This is a genomic window from Marinobacter sp. tcs-11 (assembly GCF_002049515.1).
GTDB classification, from domain to species: Bacteria; Pseudomonadota; Gammaproteobacteria; order Pseudomonadales; family Oleiphilaceae; genus Marinobacter; species Marinobacter nauticus.
This window is the reverse complement of sequence record NZ_LLYU01000009.1, coordinates 1-19,110: the sequence shown is the minus strand read 5'-3', so window position 1 is coordinate 19,110 and position 19,110 is coordinate 1. Positions and strand designations below refer to the sequence as shown.

The following is a 19,110-nucleotide window of genomic DNA, read 5'->3' as shown; positions in this document are numbered from 1 at the left end:
CGAGATGCTCAAAATATCGCCGACTTTTACACTGACTTACATAATAGTTGAGAAACCGAACGTAACTCCACGGATTTTTGATTGATTTCACGGAGATTTTGCAAGTCAGTAACAAAAAAGCCCGCAAAAATCGCGGGCTTTTGATTCAGGACAAACTTGATATTTGTCAGAAGGGAATGTCGTCGTCGAAGTCATCAATCGGCTCGGGCATGCCACCGCCCTGCTGCTGGGGCGGTGGGTTGTTGTAGCCACCGGCCTGCCCACCCTGCTGGGGTGGTGCATTGTATTGCGGCTGTTGCTGCGGCCGCCCCTGGGGCGCCCCTTGATTCATGCCACCCTCGGAGCCGCGGCTGTCCAGCATCTGCATCTGGCCACTGATATCCACAACCACTTCGGTGGTGTAGACATCCTGCCCTTCCTTGTTCTGCCATTTCCGGGTCTGCAGCTTGCCCTCAATGTAGACCTTGGAGCCTTTGCGCAGGTATTGCCCAGCCACTTCAGCCACCTTGCCGAACAGCACAACCCGATGCCACTCGGTTTTCGGCACCAGCTGTCCGGTCTGGCGATCCTTGTAACTCTCGTCTGTGGCAAGGTTCAGGTTGACCACGGCATTGCCGTTGGGGGTATAGCGGGTGTCCGGGTCCTGCCCCAGGTTACCAATGAGAATTACCTTGTTTACGCCTCGTGCCATCGTATGCTCCTGATCATGTTTTGCGGAGTGCCAGCCATCCATGCCAGCATCCTGTGTTTAAGAACTCTTACCCTGCCGGACAAATTCAAAGTCCGCAAGCTGATCTTCCCGAAAATGCTGACGGTCCACCTTCAGGTAGGCTGTCGATGCATTTTCAACAATCACAACGTCCTTCACGCCCGGCAGCCTTCGTAGCTGACGGTCCACGTCGTCAAAGGTATTTTCCAGCGCATCCCTCAGCTCCAGAACCAGGCTGGTCGTGTAGCTCGGGGCCGGCATGGTCAAGGCTGCCAGCAGCCACACCAGGAGGCACCCGGCCATCAACCAGAGCACTCCCTCCACGCCAGCGCTCTGCAGCAGATAACCTCCCAGAGCTCCACCCAGAAAAGCACCAAAAAACTGGGAGGTGGAATAAACCCCCATGGCCGTTCCCTTACTGGCAGCCGGAGCCTCTTTACTGATCAACGAAGGCAGACTGGCTTCCAGAAGGTTGAACGCCATAAAGAAGAAAAACAGCACACCCCAAGCTGCCCAGAGGCTGGTATTCACCTGAGTCAGCGTTGCTGTTGCCGCTGTCAGCAAGGCAATGGCCATGCACAGTATCGGCTTCATTTTACGTTTCTTTTCGCCAATGATGATAAAGGGCACCATGGCAAAGAAAGAAAGCACCATCACACTCAAATAGAACCACCAGTGGGAGCTGCTGGCCAGCCCCAACCGATCCTGAAGCATGGTCGGAAAGACCAGGAACAGGGCGGTCAGAACAAGATGCAGCACAAAGATCCCGAAATCGAGCCGCAGCAGGCGGCCATCGGCCAGAACGCGCCCTACCATTTCGCGGGCAGGATGGGTATCGGCGCTGACTTTATGGGTATGTGGCGTAGGCACGACCCGGGCTACCACTATTAGCGCCAACAGAGCCATCACTGCCGTCACGTAGAAGATACCGGACAACCCCCAGGCCGCGCCCAGCAACGGCCCCAGTACCAGCGACACAGAAAACGACAGGCCAATGGAAATGCCCACCGTGGCCATGGCCTTGGTGCGCTCTTCCTCTCGGGTAAGGTCTGACAGCAGTGCCATCAATACACTGGCGATGGCACCGGCACCTTGAAGAATCCGACCAGCGATCACAACGTATATGGAGTCGGTCGACGCGGCCAGCAGGCTCCCGCTGGCAAACAGGATAAGCCCCAGGTAGATCATCTTCTTGCGGCCAACCCGATCCGACAACAGGCCGAAGGGGATCTGAAGCAGCGCCTGACTCAGGCCGTAAGCACCAATCGCCAGGCCCAATAGCGCCGGCGTCGCACCCTGCAGGTCCGTACCCAGCAGCACAAACACGGGCATGACCATAAACAGGCCCAGCATACGCATGGCGTATACCGAAGCCAGAGCCACAACTGAGCGTTTTTCGAGCGCGTTCATGCCTACCCGTGCGGTTTGAATGAATGGTGAGCGGCCGGTAACCGCAGGCGGCGCATTGTACCAGAACCACCCCGGCGACGGGACACCCGCAGAGCGGGTCGTTCCGCACTTAGCCGGAACGACCCGAAACCGATATACTGGCAGTTTTTACCAAGCGAGGTGTTATGGACCATATCCAGATCAAGGGCGCGCGCACCCACAACCTGAAAAACATCGACCTGGATATGCCAAGGGACAAACTGATCGTCATTACCGGTCTGTCCGGCTCCGGCAAGTCCTCATTGGCGTTCGATACGCTCTATGCCGAGGGCCAGCGCCGGTATGTCGAGTCGCTGTCCACCTACGCACGGCAATTCCTCTCGATGATGGAAAAGCCCGATGTGGATCATATTGAAGGCTTGTCGCCAGCCATCTCCATCGAGCAGAAATCCACGTCGCACAACCCCCGCTCTACCGTGGGGACCATCACCGAGATCTATGACTATCTGAGACTGCTTTTCGCTCGTGCTGGTGAACCCCGCTGTCCTGATCACGGCCAGCCGCTGGAAGCCCAGACCGTGAGCCAGATGGTTGACCAGGTTCTCGCCATGCCGGAAGGCAGCAAGCTGATGATATTGGCGCCGGTGATCCGGGATCGCAAAGGTGAGCATCTGCAGGTGATCGACACCATGCGCAGCCAGGGCTTCATCCGCCTGAGAGTGGACGGAGCGGTATACGACATAGACGACGTTCCTGCCCTGGACAAGAAGCGCAAGCACCAGATTGACGTTGTGGTCGATCGATTCAAAGTCAAGGAGGGGCTGGAGCAACGACTGGCCGAGAGCTTCGAAACCGCCCTGGAGCTGGCCGACGGCATTGCTCTGGTGGCGCCCATGAGTGGAGAAGGCGAGGAACACACCTTCTCGGCGCGCTATGCCTGCACCCAGTGCGGCTACTCCCTGAGCGAACTGGAACCTCGCCTGTTTTCGTTCAACAACCCGGCCGGCGCCTGCCCCACCTGCGACGGTCTCGGGGTGCGCCAGTTCTTTGATGCCGAAAAAGTGATCCAGAGCCCGGAAGCGACCCTCGCATCAGGAGCCATCAAAGGCTGGGACCGTCGTGCCGTGTACTACTTCCAGATGCTGACCAGTGTTGCCGAACACTACGGCATTGACCTGGAAACGCCTTGGGAAGAGCTGCCCGAAAACTTCCAGGAGGTGCTCCTGTACGGCTCCGGCAACGAGGACATTCCCTTTCGCTATGTGAACTCTCGCGGTCATATCATGGAAAAGGCCCACCCGTTCGAGGGCATACTGCCGAATCTGGAACGCCGTTACCGCGAGACGGAATCTCAGAGCATGCGCGAGGAACTGGCTCGCAACCTGAGCACACAGCCCTGTAAAGACTGCGGCGGTTCGCGCCTGCGTCGCAGTGCCCGTCACGTCTTTATCGAAGAGCGAAACCTCCCGGAAATAACCCACCTCCCCGTGGGTGATGCCCATCGCTACTTCAGCACTCTGGCATTGCCCGGGCGTAAAGGTGAGATCGCCGAAAAAATCCTGAAAGAGGTGCGGGAGCGCCTGCAATTTCTGGTCAACGTGGGCCTCGAGTACCTCACCCTGGAACGCAGCGCAGACACCCTCTCAGGCGGCGAGGCCCAGCGCATCAGGCTGGCCAGCCAGATAGGCGCAGGCCTGGTGGGAGTGATGTACATCCTGGACGAGCCGTCCATTGGACTGCATCAGCGGGATAACGACCGACTGCTTGCCACCCTCACCCACCTCCGGGACCTCGGCAATACGGTGATTGTGGTGGAACACGACGAAGATGCTATCCGGGCTGCCGACTACGTTATTGACATTGGCCCCGGCGCTGGCGTCCACGGCGGAGAGATTGTCGCGCGGGGAACCCCGAAAGAGATTATTGCCAACCCGGCTTCAATGACAGGTCAGTATCTCAGTGGCGAGAAGGAGATCTCGGTACCTTCTGAGCGAAACAAGGGCAATGGCAAGAAGCTGGTACTGACCGGCGCCTCCGGCAACAATCTCCGGGACGTAACGCTCACGCTGCCGCTAGGCGTGATGACCTGCGTTACCGGGGTATCGGGCTCAGGCAAATCCACTCTGATTAACAGCACCCTCTATCCGGTCGCGGCCGCCAAACTGAACAAAGCGACCAGCCTCAATCATGCGCCCTACAAGAGCCTGAAAGGACTTGATCAGCTCGACAAGGTGATCGACATTGACCAGAGCCCTATCGGACGGACACCCAGGTCTAACCCCGCCACTTACACCGGCCTGTTTACCCCCATCAGGGAACTCTTCGCCGGCACTCAGGAGGCACGCTCACGCGGCTACAAACCTGGCCGTTTCTCCTTCAACGTGAAGGGCGGCCGGTGCGAGGCCTGCCAGGGCGATGGTGTCATCAAAGTCGAAATGCACTTCCTGCCAGACGTCTATGTGCCCTGCGACATCTGTAAGGGCAAACGCTACAACCGGGAGACCCTCGAGGTCCGGTATAAAGGCAAAAACATTCACGAGGTTCTGGAAATGACCGTTGAGGAGGGCCGGGAGTTTTTCGACGCAGTCCCCTTCATCGCCAGAAAACTGCAAACGCTAATCGACGTGGGCCTGTCCTACATTCGTCTGGGCCAGAGCGCAGTGACCCTGTCGGGGGGCGAAGCACAGCGGGTCAAGCTGGCCAAGGAGCTGTCCAAACGGGACACAGGCAAAACCCTGTACATCCTGGACGAGCCCACGACCGGCCTGCACTTCTACGATATCCAGCAACTTTTGAACGTACTGGAGCGTTTGCGCGATCACGGCAACACCATCGTCGTAATCGAGCACAACCTGGACGTCATCAAGACCGCAGACTGGATTGTCGACCTCGGTCCGGAAGGTGGGTCCGGTGGGGGACAGATTATTGCCGAAGGAACGCCCGAGGAAGTCGCCGCCAATCCGGCGTCGCACACCGGACGGTACCTCAAACCGATGCTTACCAAATAGCCCGCCCGAACGACGGGCACAAAAAAACCGGGAACCTTGCGGAACCCGGTTTTTTTATGGACTCAGAAGAACTTACTCTTCGTCGTCGTCCATCTCTTCAGCTTCGATGTCCAGAGGACGGCCGACCAGCTCAACGAATGCCATCGGGGCATTGTCGCCAGCACGGAAACCGCACTTCAGAATACGAAGATAACCACCCGGACGCTCGCTGTAACGGGGGCCCAGCTCATCAAACAGCTTGGCTACCGCAGCATCGCTACGCAGGCGAGAGAACGCCAGACGACGATTTGCTACCGAATCATTCTTTGCGAGCGTGATCAACGGCTCAGCTACCCGACGCAGCTCTTTGGCTTTCGGGAGCGTCGTTTTGATCAGCTCGTGCTCAACCAGTGACGCAGTCATGTTACGGAACATGGCCTTGCGATGCGCACTGGTCCTGTTGAACTTACGACCACTCTTACGATGACGCATTGCTCTGATTCCTTACCTTAAACTAATCGGCGATCAACCGCCCAGAACCCGGTCATCACCACGAAGGCTTGCCGGCGGCCAGTTATCAAGACGCATACCCAAAGACAGACCACGGGACGCAAGAACGTCCTTGATCTCGGTCAGCGACTTTTTGCCTAGATTAGGCGTCTTCAGCAGCTCCACTTCCGTGCGCTGGATCAGATCGCCGATATAGTAAATGTTTTCAGCCTTCAAGCAGTTAGCTGAACGCACAGTCAACTCCAGATCATCAACCGGGCGCAGCAGAATCGGATCGATTTCTTCCTCTTCCTCTACACGCTCAGGCTCTTTCTCATGATCGAAATCGACGAACACAGCCAGCTGCTGCTGGAGAATGGTAGCGGCCCGGCGAATTGCTTCTTCCGGATCGATGGTACCGTTGGTCTCCAGATCAATAACCAGCTTGTCCAGGTCTGTACGCTGCTCAACCCGAGCGCTCTCGACGGCATAGGCCACACGACGAACCGGGCTGAACGTTGCATCCAGCTGCAAGCGTCCGATGGCACGAGTTTCGTCCTCGTCCAGACCACGCTGATCAGCCGGCTCGTAGCCACGGCCCCGTGCCACGCGCAAGCGCATGTTCACTTCGCCGTTTTCGCTCAAGTGACAGATCACGTGCTCCGGGTTAGCGATTTCCACATCGTGGTCCAGCTTGATATCGCCGGCAGTCACCACGCCCGGACCTTTCTTGCTGAGGGTGAGCTCAGCATCGTCACGGCCGTTCATCTTTACGGCAACGCCCTTGAGATTCAGCAGAATCTCGATGACGTCTTCCTGGACACCTTCAATGGCACTGTACTCGTGCAGGACACCGTCGATCTGTGCTTCAGTCACGGCGCAGCCCGGCATCGAAGACAGAAGAATACGGCGCAGCGCGCTGCCCAGGGTGTGCCCGAAACCGCGTTCGAGCGGTTCCAGGGTCACCTTGGCGCGCGTAGCGCTGGACTCTTTCACGTCAATGGTACGAGGTGTCAATAACTCATGTACTGAACGCTGCATAGACGCCCCTATCTGCTATCGTTGCTAACTGGGCTTTACTTGGAGTAAAGCTCGACGATGAGGTTCTCGTTGATGTCGGCCGGCAGTTCAGTACGCTCAGGTACTGACTTGTAAACGCCGGACATCTTGTTGGCGTCAACCTCTACCCAGCTTACCGGTGCACGGCTTGAAGCCAGATCCAGCGCGCCTTTAACACGCAGCTGATTCTTGGCCTTTTCGCGCACGCTCACAACGTCGCCCGGCTTGACCTGATAGGACGGGATGTTAACCGGCTTATCATTGACCAGGATCGCCTTGTGAGAGACGAGCTGACGGGCTTCTGCACGGGTAGAACCAAAGCCCATGCGATATACAACGTTATCGAGACGGCCTTCCAGCAGCTGCAGCAGGTTTTCACCAGTTGCACCTTTGCCTCGGGCGGCCTCTTTGTAATAGTTGCGGAACTGTTTCTCAAGAACGCCGTAGATACGACGGACTTTCTGTTTTTCACGAAGCTGAACGCCGTACTCGGACAGACGACCGCGACGCGCGCCGTGCATACCCGGCGGAGTCTCGATGTTGCACTTGGAATCGAGCGCGCGAACGCCGCTCTTCAGAAAAAGATCTGTCCCTTCACGACGAGACAGCTTGCACTTCGGGCCTATATAACGAGCCATATTTCACTGTCTCCTGTGTTAGACGCGGCGCTTCTTGGGCGGACGACAGCCGTTGTGGGGAATCGGCGTCACATCAGTGATGTTGGTGATCTTGTAGCCACACGCATTCAGCGCGCGAACTGCAGATTCACGTCCGGGCCCAGGACCCTTAACCTCTACGTCCAGGTTTTTAAGGCCGTATTCAGCAGCCGCATTACCGGCTCTTTCAGCTGCTACCTGCGCAGCAAAAGGTGTACTCTTACGTGAGCCGCGGAAACCGGAACCACCAGAAGTGGCCCAGGACAGGACGTTGCCCTGACGGTCCGAAATGGTCACGATGGTGTTGTTGAAGGACGCGTGAATGTGCGCGACGCCATCAACAACCGTCTTTTTCACCTTTTTACGGGTACGTGTACCTGGCTTTGCCATGTTTGCCTACCTGTTACTTACGAATAGGTTTGCGAGGACCTTTACGGGTGCGGGCGTTGGTCTTGGTGCGCTGGCCACGGACCGGAAGGCCATGACGATGACGCAGACCACGGAAGCAACCGAGATCCTTCAAACGCTTGATGTTCATCTGTACTTCACGACGCAGATCGCCTTCGACGGTAAACTTGCCCACTTCAGTACGAAGTGCTTCAAGCTGCTCGTCGCTCAGGTCTTTGACCTTGGCGTCCGGCTTAACGCCGGTTGCATCGCAAAGCTTCTGGGCTGTTGTCTTGCCAACACCGAAGATGTAGGTCAGCGAGATAACAGCATGTTTGTTATCGGGTATATTGACACCGGCTATACGTGCCATCCAAATTACTCCGCGTTCAAAGCTTTGCTGTGTGAATTTTCCGCCACAAAAAGGGCGCGAAATAATAGCGCTTGACCCACAGGTGAGTCAAGCGCCACTATTCCGAACCCCTTTTACAATGTCAGCGCTTATCCGAAACGGATCAGCCCTGGCGCTGCTTGTGACGAGGCTCCGAGCAGATGACTCGAACTGAGCCATTGCGTCGAATTACTTTGCAGTTACGGCAAATTTTCTTTACCGAAGCGCGTACTTTCATTGTCGACTCCAGTTTTCAAGGGGAACGGCTTTTTCAGCCGTTCCGTCCATAGCCCTTGAGATTGGATTTCTTCATCAGCGATTCATACTGGTGAGACATCAGGTGCGACTGAACCTGAGCCATGAAATCCATCACCACGACTACAACAATCAGCAGAGAGGTGCCCCCGAGATAGAAAGGCACATTCCCGGCCACCATCAGGAACTGAGGGAACAGGGATACTGCTGCAATATACATAGCACCGAACAGAGTCAAACGGGTCAGCACACCATCGATGTACTTGGCCGTCTGTTCGCCGGGGCGAATACCGGGGATAAACGCGCCGGAACGCTTGAGGTTATCCGCAACTTCCTTGGGGTTGTACATCAGCGCTGTGTAGAAGTAGCAGAAGAAGATAACTGCTGCTGCGAACAGGATAATATACAACGGCTGGCTCGGTGCCAATGCCTGGGAGATATCACTCAGCCACTCCATGCCCTCGCCCTGACCGAACCACTGCCCCAGAGAGGCCGGGAACAGTAGAATCGAAGAGGCGAAGATCGGCGGAATGACGCCGGCCATATTCACCTTCAGCGGCAGGTGGCTGGACTGCTGGGCAAATACCCGACGCCCCTGCTGCCGCTTGGCATAGTTGATGGTCAAACGCCGCTGCCCACGCTCCATGAAGACCACGAAACCGACAACAGCAATCGCCAGAACACCAATCCCGAGAACAACCAGCAAGCTCATTTCACCGTTACGAGCCTGCTCCAGAGTCTGGCCAATAGCGCCAGGAAGACCGGCAACAATACCCGCGAAAATCAGCAGCGAAATACCGTTACCAATACCTCTTTCGGTGATCTGCTCACCGAGCCACATCATGAAGACCGCACCGCAGACAAACGAAACAACCGCCACAAAGTGGAAGCTGAAGCTGTCATTAAAGGTAACGCCCTGTGATGCCAGACCCACAGAAATACCAAAGCCCTGAACCAGGGCCAGGATAACCGTACCATACCGCGTATACTGGCTGATCTTGCGACGACCAGCCTCGCCTTCTTTCTTAAGCTGCTCAAGCTGCGGACTAACCGCAGTCATGAGCTGCATGATAATAGAAGCCGAAATGTACGGCATGATACCGAGTGCGAAGATACTCATGCGCTCAAGCGCACCACCGGAGAACATGTTGAACAGACTCAGGATGGTTCCCTGGTTCTGATCAAACAGTGCCGCCAGCCGATCCGGGTTGATACCGGGAACCGGAATGTGGGCACCGATCCGGTACACCAGCAGCGCCAGAAACACGAACCAGAGCCGCGAGCGCAGCTCTGCAAATCCTTTTCCGGCGCCCGCAGGCAATGATGCTGTCTTGGCCATTTAGTCCTCGACTCGTCTTAGTCTTCGACTTTACCACCCGCGGCGGTAATCGCTTCGCGTGCGCCCTTGGTGACTCGAAGGCCTTTCACGGTTACCGCACGGTCCAGCTCGCCGGACAGGATAACCTTGGCCTCGCGAATTTCTTCGCGAATGATGTCAGCCTTTTTCAGGGCCGCCAGATCCACCACGTCGCCTTCAACCTTGGCCAGCTCGTTCAGGCGGATTTCCGCCACGTAACGCTGCTGACGCGAGGTGAAACCGAACTTAGGCAGACGACGGGCCAGAGGCTGCTGACCACCCTCGAAACCAGGAGCAACGGAGCCACCGGAACGGGATTTCAGACCTTTATGACCACGACCGCCGGTTTTGCCGAGACCGCTACCGATACCACGGCCGACACGCTTGGCGGACGGACGTGAACCGGGTTCCGGAGCAAGTTCGTTCAGACGCATCTTAGTTCTCCTCAACCCGAACCAGGTAATTTACCCGGTTGATCATGCCGCGAATGGAAGGAGTGTCTTCCACTTCCACGGTGTGACCGATTTTACGAAGACCCAGGCCCTTGACGCACAGCTTGTGCTTGGGCTGACAGCCGATCGGGCTGCGGGTCAGAGTTACTTTGATCGTTTTTGCGTTCGCCATGACTTCAACCCAGAATATCTTCCACGGATTTACCGCGCTTGGCTGCAACGTCTTCAGGCGCCTTCATGGCCTGCAGACCCTTGATGGTGGAACGTACTACGTTCACCGGGTTGGTGGACCCGTAACACTTGGACAGTACGTTCTGCACACCGGCCACCTCGAGTACGGCGCGCATCGCACCGCCGGCAATGATACCGGTACCCTCAGAAGCAGGCTGCATGAAGACCTTGGAACCACCGTGCTGCGCCCGAACCGGGTACTGCAGGGTAGTGCCGTCCAACGCTACGTCTACCATGTTTTTGCGTGCAGCTTCCATGGCCTTCTGGATGGCAACCGGAACTTCCCGGGCCTTGCCACGACCGAAACCAACGCGACCTTTACCATCACCCACTACAGTCAGTGCAGTGAAGGCAAAGATACGGCCGCCTTTAACTACCTTGGCGACACGATTGACCTGAACCAGCTTTTCCTGGAGCTCAGGCGCCTTCTGTTCGTTAACGCTCATCTTCTCCACCTCTTAGAATTGCAAGCCAGCTTCACGGGCAGCGTCGGCAAGAGCCTGAACACGACCGTGATAACGGTAACCTGAGCGGTCAAAAGCGACCTTCTCAATGCCTGCTGCCTTGGCGCGCTCAGCAATCAGCTGACCGACCTTCTTGGCAGCGTCCACGTTACCGGTTGCACCCTGGCGCAGTTCCTTATCCAACGTGGAGGCAGTGGCAAGCACTTTGCTGCCATCTGCAGTCGTAACCTGGGCGTACATATGACGCGGTGTACGGTGCACGCACAGACGGTCAGTACCCAGCTCACGGATCTTCATGCGCACTTTGCGCGCGCGACGCAGTCTTTCGTTATTTGCGCTCATAGTCCCGCCTTATTTCTTCTTGGCTTCTTTGCGTCTGACCTGCTCATCCGCATAACGCACACCCTTACCTTTATACGGCTCGGGCGGACGGAACGCGCGGATTTCCGCAGCGACCTGGCCAACCTGTTGCTTGTCGATACCGCGAATCACAACTTCCGTATTGGACGGAGTTTCAGCGGTAACACCCTCGGGCAGCTCATACTCGACCGGGTGGGAAAAACCCAGCGTCAGGTTGAGCTTCTTACCTTGCGCCTGCGCACGGTAACCTACGCCCGTCAGCTGCAGCTTACGCTCCCAGCCTGTGGATACGCCGGTAACCATATTGTTAACCAGCGCACGAGTAGTACCAGCAAGAGCGCGGGACTGTTTTGCACCATCGCGGGCCGCAAAACGCAGGACATTTTCTTCCTGCTTTACTTCAACCGCCTGGTGAATGGTGAACTGAAGCGCTCCTTTGGAACCCTTCACATTGATTTCCTGTCCGTTCAGCTTAACCTCAACACCGGAAGGCAGCACGACAGGATTATTGGCAACCCTGGACATGTGTATCTCCTAGAATACGGTGCAGATGACTTCGCCACCCACGCCTGCAGCTCGTGCGGCGCGGTCTGTCATAACGCCCCTGGACGTTGAGACAATCGCGACTCCCAGACCACCGGCTACTTTCGGCAGTTCCCCGGCGCCTTTGTACTGGCGCAGACTCGGACGGCTGACCCGCTGAATCTCTTCAATAACCGGCTTGCCACCGAAGTATTTCAGAGTGATGGTCAGCTCGGGCTTCGCGTCAGCTGAAACAGAAAAATCTGCTACGTAGCCTTCGTCCTTGAGGACTTGGGCTACTGAGACCTTCATTTTTGAAGATGGCATCGTTACGTCAGCTTTTGACGCCATCTGGGCATTACGGATACGGGTAAACATATCCGCAAGCGTGTCTTGCATACTCATTGGTATGAGGCTCCTGATCTTTTTAGTTGTGCAGCGGCTTGCCGCACCGCTTACCAACAGGCACCTGACCGAAGTCAGGCGGCCTATCTTACCAGCTTGCCTTGGTCAGGCCCGGAACGTCACCGCGCATGCCGTATTCACGGAGTTTGATCCGTGACAGCTCGAACTTGCGCAGAACGCCGTGGGGACGACCAGTCACCTGGCAACGATTCCGAAGACGCGAAGGAGATGAATCACGCGGAAGCTGCTGGAGCTTCATCTGTGCATCCCAACGGTCATCATCGCTGGTATTCGGGTTTTTGATAATCGCCTTGAGCTCAGCGCGCTTGGCAGCATACTTTGCTACCAGTTTCTCGCGCTTTTGCTCACGGTTTTTCATTGAAACCTTCGCCATGTCACTCGTTCCTTATTTCTTGAACGGAAAGCCAAAGGCTTTCAACAGTTCGCGACCTTCGTCGTCGGTACCGGCAGTGGTGGTGATGGTGATATCCAGCCCGCGGATCTTGTCGACTTTGTCGTACTCGATCTCCGGGAAGATGATCTGCTCACGCACACCCATGCTGTAGTTACCGCGACCGTCGAAGGATTTCGGGTTCAGACCGCGGAAGTCACGAATGCGGGGAACCGCAATGTGCACCAGACGATCAAAGAAATCCCACATGCGCTCACCGCGCAGGGTCACTTTACAGCCAATCGGCCAACCTTCACGGATTTTGAAGCCCGCGACGGATTTACGCGCTTTGGTAACAACCACTTTTTGACCTGCCAGGCGCTCGAGATCCGCCACGGCATTTTCAATCAGCTTCTTGTCACCAACCGCTTCGCCAACACCCATGTTCAGGGTGATTTTCTCGATACGCGGCACCTGCATCACGTTCTTGTAACCGAACTCTTTCTGCAGGGCGGGTACCACTTCCTTAGTGTACTGCTCTTTCATGTTAAGCATCGTAACCACCACCGCTTACTGGTTATCGACAGCTTCGTTCGTGGACTTGAAGATCCGCACTTTGGTGCCGTCTTCCTTGATCTGGAAGCCAACACGATCGGCTTTGCCGGTCTGCGGATTAAAAATAGCCACGTTGGAAGCCTGGATAGGCGCTTCTTTTTCGACGATACCGCCCGGGGTGCCAAGCATCGGGTTCGGCTTTGTGTGCTTCTTCATCATATTGATGCCAGAAACAAGCACGCGACCGTCGTCCAGAACTTTCAGGACTTTACCACGTTTGTCTTTGTCTTTCCCCGTGGTGACGATTACTTCGTCATCTCGTTTGATCTTTTTCATAACCGGCCTCTGGTCCTTTAAAGTACTTCGGGTGCCAGTGAGATAATCTTCATGAACTTCTCGTTACGCAGTTCACGGGTAACCGGTCCGAAGATACGGGTACCAATGGGAGCGTCCTGATTGTTCAGAAGTACCGCCGCGTTACCGTCAAAACGGATCAGAGAACCGTCCGGACGACGCACACCCTTACGGGTACGTACTACAACAGCCTTCAGGACCTGGCCTTTTTTCACCTTGCCGCGGGGGATGGCTTCCTTGACGGTTACCTTGATGATATCCCCAACGGTTGCATAACGCCGGTGAGATCCGCCCAGGACCTTGATGCACATAACCTGACGTGCACCACTGTTATCCGCGACTTCAAGCATTGTTTGAGTCTGAATCATGGTTGTTCTCCGGGCGAATTACACCTTGGCAGCGCGTTCGGTAACTTCCACCAGGGCCCAGCTCTTGGTCTTGGAGACCGGACGGGTTTCCTGGATGGTTACGGTGTCACCAATGTTGCACTGATTGCTTTCATCGTGCGCATGAATCTTGGTTGAACGCTTCATGTACTTACCGTACAGCGGGTGTTTAACCTGACGCTCAACCAGGACCACGATGGACTTGTCCATCTTGTTGCTCACGACCTTGCCGCTCAGAGTTCTGGCAGTTTGGGTAGCTTCGGTCATGTCACTGTCCTGCCTTTTCGTTCAATACTGTTTTCACGCGAGCGATATCGCGCTTCACCTTGCCGAGAAGGTGAGACTGATTCAGCTGACCTGTCGCCTTGCGCATGCGCAGGTTGAACTGCTCCTTCAGGAGGTCGATCAGCTCTTTGTTCAGCTCCTCGACTGACTTTTCACGCAGCTCTGTTGCTTTCATCACATCACCGTCCTCTTAACAAAGGTGGTCTGTACCGGCAGTTTGGCGGCAGCCAGAGTGAAAGCTTCGCGTGCGATTTCTTCCGCGACACCTTCCATCTCGTACAACATGCGGCCTGGCTGAATCTCAGCCACCCAATACTCGACAGAACCTTTACCTTTACCCATACGTACTTCCAGCGGCTTACCGGTGATCGGCTTGTCCGGGAAGACCCGGATCCAGATCTTACCGCCCCGCTTGATGCGGCGAGTCATGGTACGACGCGCTGCCTCAATCTGGCGCGCAGTTATACGCCCACGGCTGGTCGCCTTCAATCCGTATTCACCGAAGCTCACCTTGTTTGCGCGCTGAGCAAGACCGGTGTTACGGCCTTTCATTACCTTGCGGAATTTGGTGCGTTTTGGTTGCAGCATAAGAGTGCCCCTTTACTTAGAACCTTTCTTCCCAGAGGCTTTCTTGTCAGCACGGACCTGCTCCATACCACCAAGAATCTCACCTTTGAAGATCCATACCTTTACGCCGATAACGCCGTAAGTGGTGTGCGCTTCATAGGTTGCATAATCAATATCTGCACGCAGTGTGTGCAGAGGTACACGACCTTCGCGATACCACTCGGAACGTGCGATTTCAGCACCCCCAAGACGACCGCCAACCTGAATCTTGATACCCTTGGCTCCCTGACGCATGGCGTTTTGAACCGCACGCTTCATAGCGCGACGGAACATCACACGACGCTCCAGTTGGCCGGCAACGTTTTGCGCTACCAGGCGGGCATCCAGGTCCGGCTTGCGGACTTCTTCGATGTTGATGTGCACAGGCACACCCATCATGTCGCTGACTTCGCGACGCAGACGGTCAACATCTTCACCCTTCTTACCGATAACAATACCGGGGCGGGCGGTATGGATCGTGATCCGGGCGTTCTGAGCAGGGCGCTCGATCACGATCTTGCTGACAGACGCCTTAACCAGACGCTTGTCCAGGAATTCGCGAACCTGAATATCATTCAGAAGATTCTTCGCGTAGTCCTTTTTGTCGGCGTACCACACTGAGTTGTGCTCTTTGATCACACCCAGGCGAATGCCGGTTGGATTTACTTTATGACCCATCTGAGCATCTCCTACTTGTCGGCGACCTTGACGGTGATATGACAGGTGCGCTTGAAAATACGGTCAGCGCGCCCCTTGGCTCGAGCTTTGATTCGCTTGAGCGTTGGGCCCTCATCCACCATCACGGTGGAAACCCGCAGATCATCTACGTCCAGACCTTCGTTGTGCTCAGCGTTGGCAATGGCGGATTCAAGAGCTTTCTTGATCACAACCGCTGCCTTCTTAGGGCTGAAAGTCAGAATGTTCAGGGCGTCCTCAACAGCCTTGCCGCGTACTTGGTCAGCGACAAGACGTGCTTTCTGAGCTGAGAGGCGAGCGCCCTTGTACTTGGCTGCTACTTCCATTTCTATTACCTCAGAATCAGCGTTTAGCTTTCTTGTCGGCCGCATGACCACGATAAGTACGCGTTGCCGCGAACTCACCCAGCTTATGTCCAACCATATCTTCGGTGACATAAACCGGCACGTGCTGCTTGCCGTTGTGGACTGCAATGGTCAGGCCTACCATCTCCGGGAAGACTGTTGACCGGCGGGACCAGGTTTTAATGGGCCGCTTGTCATTTGCTTCCAGAGCTGCCTCGACCTTCTTCAACAGATGCAGGTCTATAAAAGGACCTTTCTTCAAAGAACGTGGCACAGCAATTACCTCTATGTAGTCGTTTACTTGGCCGAACGACGACGTACTATCATCTTGTCAGTACGCTTGTTCTTACGAGTCTTATGCCCTTTGGTCGGAACACCCCACGGAGTAACCGGGTGACGTCCGCCAGAGGTACGCCCTTCACCACCACCATGCGGGTGGTCAACTGGGTTCATAGCAACACCACGTACTGTTGGCCGTTTGCCGCGCCAACGTGATGCACCCGCTTTACCAAGCTGCTTGAGGCTATGCTCACTGTTGGACACTTCGCCCAGAGTGGCACGGCAATCTACAAGCACCTTACGCATTTCACCTGAACGCAGGCGGATGGTGGCATACGCCCCTTCCCGAGCAACCAGCTGTACGGATGCGCCCGCAGAGCGAGCCAGCTGTGCACCTTTGCCAGGCTTGAGTTCGACGCAGTGGATTACGGAACCGACCGGAATGTTCCGGAGCGGCAGCGTGGAGCCCACCTTGATCGGCGCGTCGACGCCGGAGCGCACAGGATCACCAGCCTTCATACCTTTGGGAGCGATAATGTAACGACGCTCGCCATCGGCATATTTGACCAGTGCAATGTGCGCAGAGCGGTTAGGATCGTATTCCAGGCGCTCAATGACCGCCGGGATACCATCTTTGGTCCGCTTGAAGTCGATAACACGGTAGTGCTGCTTATGACCACCACCAATGTGACGAGTAGTAATGCGGCCAACATTGTTACGGCCACCAGACTTACTCTTTGTTTCTACCAACGGCTCGTAAGGACGTCCTTTGTGCAGATCCGGGTTGTAAAGTTTTACAACGTGACGGCGTCCGGCAGATGTTGGCTTGGTTTTGACGATCGGCATATTACGACCCCTTTACCTTATTCCACATCCAGAAAATCGATGTCCTGACCTTCTGCCAGCTTGACGTAAGCCTTACGAATGTCATTACGCTTGCCGAACCCGCGGATAGTGCGCTTGAGCTTACCCTTACGGTTCAGAACCTGAACACCTTCGACGGTGACGTTGAACAGTTGCTCAACGGCTTTCTTGATCTCGGGCTTGGTCGCATCAGGCGCTACACGAAACACCACCTGACCACGCTCTGCCGCCAGAGACGCTTTTTCTGATACGTGCGGCCCTAACAGGACCTTGTAAATACGTTCCTGATTCATCCCAGCATCTCCTCGATCTTCTTCAGAGCGGGAACAGTCACCACGACTTTCTCGAAGGCAACCAGGCTGACCGGATCCAGACCTGCCACATCGCGAACGTCCACATGAGGAACGTTGCGGGAAGCCAGGTGCAGATTCTGCTCAACATTCTCAGACAGGATCAGGGCGTTGGACACACCCAGATCGCTCAGCTTGGCAGTGAAGGCCTTGGTCTTGGGTGTATCGACATTCATGTCGTCAACCACAACCAGACGCTCCTGGCGTACCAGCTCGGAGAAAATGGAACGCATCGCCGCACGGTACATCTTGCGGTTAACCTTTTGCTCGAAGTCACGGGGCTTGGCAGCAAAGGTTACGCCGCCTGAACGCCAGATCGGGCTACGAATGGTACCAGCACGGGCACGACCAGTACCCTTCTGACGCCATGGCTTCTTGCCACCACCACTGACTTCGGAACGTGTCTTCTGGGCCTTGGTACCCTGACGGCCAGCTGCCATGTAAGCAGTAACCACCTGATGCACCAGAGCTTCGTTAAAATCTTTGGCAAACGCAGCGTCGGAAACAGAAATCCCCTTGCCGCTACCAGTAATTGTCAATTCCATCGCACCGCTCCTCAGGCTTTAACTGCAGGCTTGATGACAACGTCGCCGCCAGTTGCGCCAGGTACGGCACCACTTACCAGCAGCAGGTTGCGCTCGGCATCGACACGGACGATTTTCAGGTTCTGCACAGTAACCTGCGCATTACCCATCTGACCGGCCATCTTCTTGCCCTTGAACACCTTACCCGGAGTCTGGTTCTGACCAATGGAACCCGGAGCACGATGAGACAGGGAGTTACCGTGAGTAGCGTCCTGCATGGAGAAGTTCCAGCGCTTAACACCGCCCTGGAAACCCTTACCCTTGGACTGACCTACTGCGTCAACCACCTGACCGTCTTCAAACACGGAAACGGTCAGCTCGCCACCGGCGGCCAGGTCTTCACCTTCGCCATCAGCCAGACGGAATTCCCAAACGCCACGACCAGCTTCAACACCTGCTTTTGCAAAGTGCCCGGCAGCCGCCTTGTTTACACGGGAGGAACGACGAGAACCTACGGTTACCTGCACTGCACGGTAGCCGTCGCTTTCGAGGGTCTTGAGTTGGGTAATGCGGTTGGGCTCAACCTCAATTACCGTGACAGGCAGCGCCTGCCCTTCATCCGTAAAAATACGGGTCATACCGGCCTTACGACCGACAACACCAATTGCCATGTTTCACCTCTTAAGTGTACGGGGCTTGCACCCTCTATGGCCTATGACAGTTACACAGACTAATACCGGGCGGTATTAGCCGAGGCTGATCTGAACGTCTACACCTGCTGCCAGGTCCAGTTTCATCAGAGCATCTACTGTCTTTTCCGTCGGCTCAACAATGTCGAGCAAACGCTTATGCGTACGAATTTCATACTGATCACGCGCGTCTTTGTTGACGTGCGGAGAGATCAATACCGTGTACTTTTCCTTCCGCGTCGGCAGAGGAATGGGACCACGCACCTGAGCGCCGGTCCGCTTGGCGGTATCGACAATCTCCTGCGTGGACTGGTCGATCAGGCGATAATCAAACGCCTTCAACCGGATTCGAATTTTTTGGCTTTGCATGATGCACCAAACTCCACTCGTAGCAGCTACTAGTTAGCCGACCTTCAAAAAAAGGAGCCGCATTGTATGCATAATACCCAACCCTGTCAACAGCATTGCCATTGACAGGGTTGAGCGACATTTGCGACCTAAACAGAAAAAGGGGCTGAACGCTCAGCCCCTTTTTCCTGATCAATCGAGCAGATTACTCGATGATCTTGGCGACCACGCCGGCACCAACGGTACGACCACCTTCGCGAATCGCGAAGCGCAGGCCATCTTCCATGGCGATCGGAGCGATCAGGGTGACGGTCATTTTCACGTTG

General features: G+C 55.7%; 32 protein-coding genes. 1 reads left to right on the top strand and 31 read right to left on the bottom strand.

The window, feature by feature from the left end; all coding sequences use genetic code 11:
- Window positions 1–166 precede the first annotated feature (166 nt).
- Together ssb and ARC85_RS11540 are read right to left on the bottom strand one after the other, a co-directional pair.
- On the bottom strand, window positions 167–691 hold the full coding sequence (ssb, locus tag ARC85_RS11545; protein WP_286714863.1) for a single-stranded DNA-binding protein: 525 nt from the start codon (window positions 689–691) through the stop codon (window positions 167–169).
- A 57-nt stretch (window positions 692–748) separates the two neighbouring features.
- Window positions 749–2,119 carry an MFS transporter gene (locus ARC85_RS11540; RefSeq protein WP_286714862.1) on the bottom strand — a complete coding sequence of 457 codons (1,371 nt, stop codon included), beginning with the start codon at window positions 2,117–2,119 and terminating at the stop codon, window positions 749–751.
- A 164-nt stretch (window positions 2,120–2,283) separates the two neighbouring features.
- Here ARC85_RS11540 and uvrA point away from each other — a divergent pair, with 164 nt between their 5' ends.
- Window positions 2,284–5,106, top strand: a complete 2,823-nt coding sequence (gene uvrA, locus ARC85_RS11535) for an excinuclease ABC subunit UvrA (RefSeq protein ID WP_121208603.1) — start codon at window positions 2,284–2,286, stop codon at window positions 5,104–5,106.
- A gap of 72 nt (window positions 5,107–5,178) precedes the next feature.
- Here uvrA and rplQ read toward each other — a convergent pair whose 3' ends face one another.
- The 29 genes from rplQ to ARC85_RS11390 form a co-directional block, all read right to left on the bottom strand.
- Window positions 5,179–5,577 (bottom strand): 50S ribosomal protein L17, encoded by a 399-nt coding sequence (rplQ, locus tag ARC85_RS11530; protein WP_011784264.1) that lies wholly within the window; start codon window positions 5,575–5,577, stop codon window positions 5,179–5,181.
- A 33-nt stretch (window positions 5,578–5,610) separates the two neighbouring features.
- A complete protein-coding gene (locus ARC85_RS11525) occupies window positions 5,611–6,615 on the bottom strand; it encodes a DNA-directed RNA polymerase subunit alpha (protein ID WP_008174911.1) in 1,005 nt (334 codons plus the stop codon).
- 35 nt (window positions 6,616–6,650) lie between these two features.
- A complete protein-coding gene (rpsD, locus tag ARC85_RS11520; RefSeq protein WP_014420494.1) occupies window positions 6,651–7,271 on the bottom strand; it encodes a 30S ribosomal protein S4 in 621 nt (206 codons plus the stop codon).
- Window positions 7,272–7,289: 18 nt separating this feature from the next.
- Window positions 7,290–7,679, bottom strand: a complete 390-nt coding sequence (rpsK, locus tag ARC85_RS11515) for a 30S ribosomal protein S11 (protein ID WP_007153992.1) — start codon at window positions 7,677–7,679, stop codon at window positions 7,290–7,292.
- Window positions 7,680–7,692: 13 nt separating this feature from the next.
- Window positions 7,693–8,049, bottom strand: coding sequence for a 30S ribosomal protein S13 (rpsM, locus tag ARC85_RS11510; protein ID WP_011784262.1), 357 nt, complete (start codon window positions 8,047–8,049; stop codon window positions 7,693–7,695).
- A gap of 142 nt (window positions 8,050–8,191) precedes the next feature.
- Complete coding sequence (rpmJ, locus tag ARC85_RS11505; RefSeq protein WP_008174902.1) at window positions 8,192–8,305, bottom strand: 50S ribosomal protein L36; 114 nt, start codon at window positions 8,303–8,305, stop codon at window positions 8,192–8,194.
- Window positions 8,306–8,338: 33 nt separating this feature from the next.
- Window positions 8,339–9,661 (bottom strand): preprotein translocase subunit SecY, encoded by a 1,323-nt coding sequence (gene secY, locus ARC85_RS11500; RefSeq protein WP_011784261.1) that lies wholly within the window; start codon window positions 9,659–9,661, stop codon window positions 8,339–8,341.
- Window positions 9,662–9,678: 17 nt separating this feature from the next.
- Window positions 9,679–10,113, bottom strand: coding sequence for a 50S ribosomal protein L15 (gene rplO / locus ARC85_RS11495; RefSeq protein WP_011784260.1), 435 nt, complete (start codon window positions 10,111–10,113; stop codon window positions 9,679–9,681).
- A gap of 1 nt (window position 10,114) precedes the next feature.
- A complete protein-coding gene (rpmD, locus tag ARC85_RS11490) occupies window positions 10,115–10,303 on the bottom strand; it encodes a 50S ribosomal protein L30 (protein ID WP_008174894.1) in 189 nt (62 codons plus the stop codon).
- A 4-nt stretch (window positions 10,304–10,307) separates the two neighbouring features.
- Window positions 10,308–10,808, bottom strand: a complete 501-nt coding sequence (gene rpsE / locus ARC85_RS11485) for a 30S ribosomal protein S5 (protein WP_011784259.1) — start codon at window positions 10,806–10,808, stop codon at window positions 10,308–10,310.
- A gap of 12 nt (window positions 10,809–10,820) precedes the next feature.
- The gene (gene rplR / locus ARC85_RS11480; protein ID WP_011784258.1) at window positions 10,821–11,168 is read right to left on the bottom strand and encodes a 50S ribosomal protein L18; all 348 of its coding nucleotides are present in this window, start codon (window positions 11,166–11,168) and stop codon (window positions 10,821–10,823) included.
- A gap of 9 nt (window positions 11,169–11,177) precedes the next feature.
- Entirely contained in the window at window positions 11,178–11,711 is a 534-nt protein-coding gene (gene rplF / locus ARC85_RS11475; protein ID WP_011784257.1) for a 50S ribosomal protein L6, read from the bottom strand.
- A 9-nt stretch (window positions 11,712–11,720) separates the two neighbouring features.
- On the bottom strand, window positions 11,721–12,113 hold the full coding sequence (gene rpsH / locus ARC85_RS11470; protein WP_011784256.1) for a 30S ribosomal protein S8: 393 nt from the start codon (window positions 12,111–12,113) through the stop codon (window positions 11,721–11,723).
- An 88-nt stretch (window positions 12,114–12,201) separates the two neighbouring features.
- On the bottom strand, window positions 12,202–12,507 hold the full coding sequence (gene rpsN, locus ARC85_RS11465; RefSeq protein ID WP_011784255.1) for a 30S ribosomal protein S14: 306 nt from the start codon (window positions 12,505–12,507) through the stop codon (window positions 12,202–12,204).
- Window positions 12,508–12,519: 12 nt separating this feature from the next.
- A complete protein-coding gene (gene rplE, locus ARC85_RS11460; RefSeq protein WP_011784254.1) occupies window positions 12,520–13,059 on the bottom strand; it encodes a 50S ribosomal protein L5 in 540 nt (179 codons plus the stop codon).
- A gap of 15 nt (window positions 13,060–13,074) precedes the next feature.
- Entirely contained in the window at window positions 13,075–13,395 is a 321-nt protein-coding gene (gene rplX / locus ARC85_RS11455) for a 50S ribosomal protein L24 (RefSeq protein WP_011784253.1), read from the bottom strand.
- Between the two features lie 17 nt (window positions 13,396–13,412).
- Window positions 13,413–13,781, bottom strand: a complete 369-nt coding sequence (rplN, locus tag ARC85_RS11450; protein ID WP_011784252.1) for a 50S ribosomal protein L14 — start codon at window positions 13,779–13,781, stop codon at window positions 13,413–13,415.
- Between the two features lie 18 nt (window positions 13,782–13,799).
- Window positions 13,800–14,066 carry a 30S ribosomal protein S17 gene (gene rpsQ, locus ARC85_RS11445; protein WP_011784251.1) on the bottom strand — a complete coding sequence of 89 codons (267 nt, stop codon included), beginning with the start codon at window positions 14,064–14,066 and terminating at the stop codon, window positions 13,800–13,802.
- Between the two features lies 1 nt (window position 14,067).
- Window positions 14,068–14,259, bottom strand: a complete 192-nt coding sequence (rpmC, locus tag ARC85_RS11440) for a 50S ribosomal protein L29 (RefSeq protein ID WP_008174877.1) — start codon at window positions 14,257–14,259, stop codon at window positions 14,068–14,070.
- Complete coding sequence (gene rplP / locus ARC85_RS11435; protein WP_011784250.1) at window positions 14,259–14,672, bottom strand: 50S ribosomal protein L16; 414 nt, start codon at window positions 14,670–14,672, stop codon at window positions 14,259–14,261. The genes rpmC and rplP overlap by 1 nt, the downstream gene beginning before the upstream one ends.
- A 12-nt stretch (window positions 14,673–14,684) precedes the next feature.
- Complete coding sequence (rpsC, locus tag ARC85_RS11430) at window positions 14,685–15,368, bottom strand: 30S ribosomal protein S3 (protein WP_011784249.1); 684 nt, start codon at window positions 15,366–15,368, stop codon at window positions 14,685–14,687.
- Between the two features lie 11 nt (window positions 15,369–15,379).
- Window positions 15,380–15,712, bottom strand: a complete 333-nt coding sequence (gene rplV / locus ARC85_RS11425; RefSeq protein WP_008940674.1) for a 50S ribosomal protein L22 — start codon at window positions 15,710–15,712, stop codon at window positions 15,380–15,382.
- 16 nt (window positions 15,713–15,728) lie between these two features.
- On the bottom strand, window positions 15,729–16,004 hold the full coding sequence (gene rpsS / locus ARC85_RS11420) for a 30S ribosomal protein S19 (RefSeq protein ID WP_007154011.1): 276 nt from the start codon (window positions 16,002–16,004) through the stop codon (window positions 15,729–15,731).
- A 23-nt stretch (window positions 16,005–16,027) separates the two neighbouring features.
- Window positions 16,028–16,855, bottom strand: coding sequence for a 50S ribosomal protein L2 (gene rplB / locus ARC85_RS11415; protein WP_011784248.1), 828 nt, complete (start codon window positions 16,853–16,855; stop codon window positions 16,028–16,030).
- Between the two features lie 17 nt (window positions 16,856–16,872).
- Entirely contained in the window at window positions 16,873–17,166 is a 294-nt protein-coding gene (rplW, locus tag ARC85_RS11410) for a 50S ribosomal protein L23 (RefSeq protein WP_008174862.1), read from the bottom strand.
- Complete coding sequence (gene rplD / locus ARC85_RS11405; protein ID WP_011784247.1) at window positions 17,163–17,768, bottom strand: 50S ribosomal protein L4; 606 nt, start codon at window positions 17,766–17,768, stop codon at window positions 17,163–17,165. Before rplD ends, rplW begins: the two co-directional genes overlap by 4 nt.
- An 11-nt stretch (window positions 17,769–17,779) precedes the next feature.
- Window positions 17,780–18,418: a 50S ribosomal protein L3 gene (rplC, locus tag ARC85_RS11400; protein ID WP_011784246.1), complete on the bottom strand. Its 639-nt coding sequence runs from the start codon at window positions 18,416–18,418 to the stop codon at window positions 17,780–17,782.
- 75 nt (window positions 18,419–18,493) lie between these two features.
- Window positions 18,494–18,805 (bottom strand): 30S ribosomal protein S10, encoded by a 312-nt coding sequence (rpsJ, locus tag ARC85_RS11395; RefSeq protein WP_004580743.1) that lies wholly within the window; start codon window positions 18,803–18,805, stop codon window positions 18,494–18,496.
- A gap of 184 nt (window positions 18,806–18,989) precedes the next feature.
- Window positions 18,990–19,110: EF-Tu C-terminal domain-related protein (locus tag ARC85_RS11390; protein WP_502688017.1), on the bottom strand; the 121-nt coding region annotated here is incomplete at its 5' end.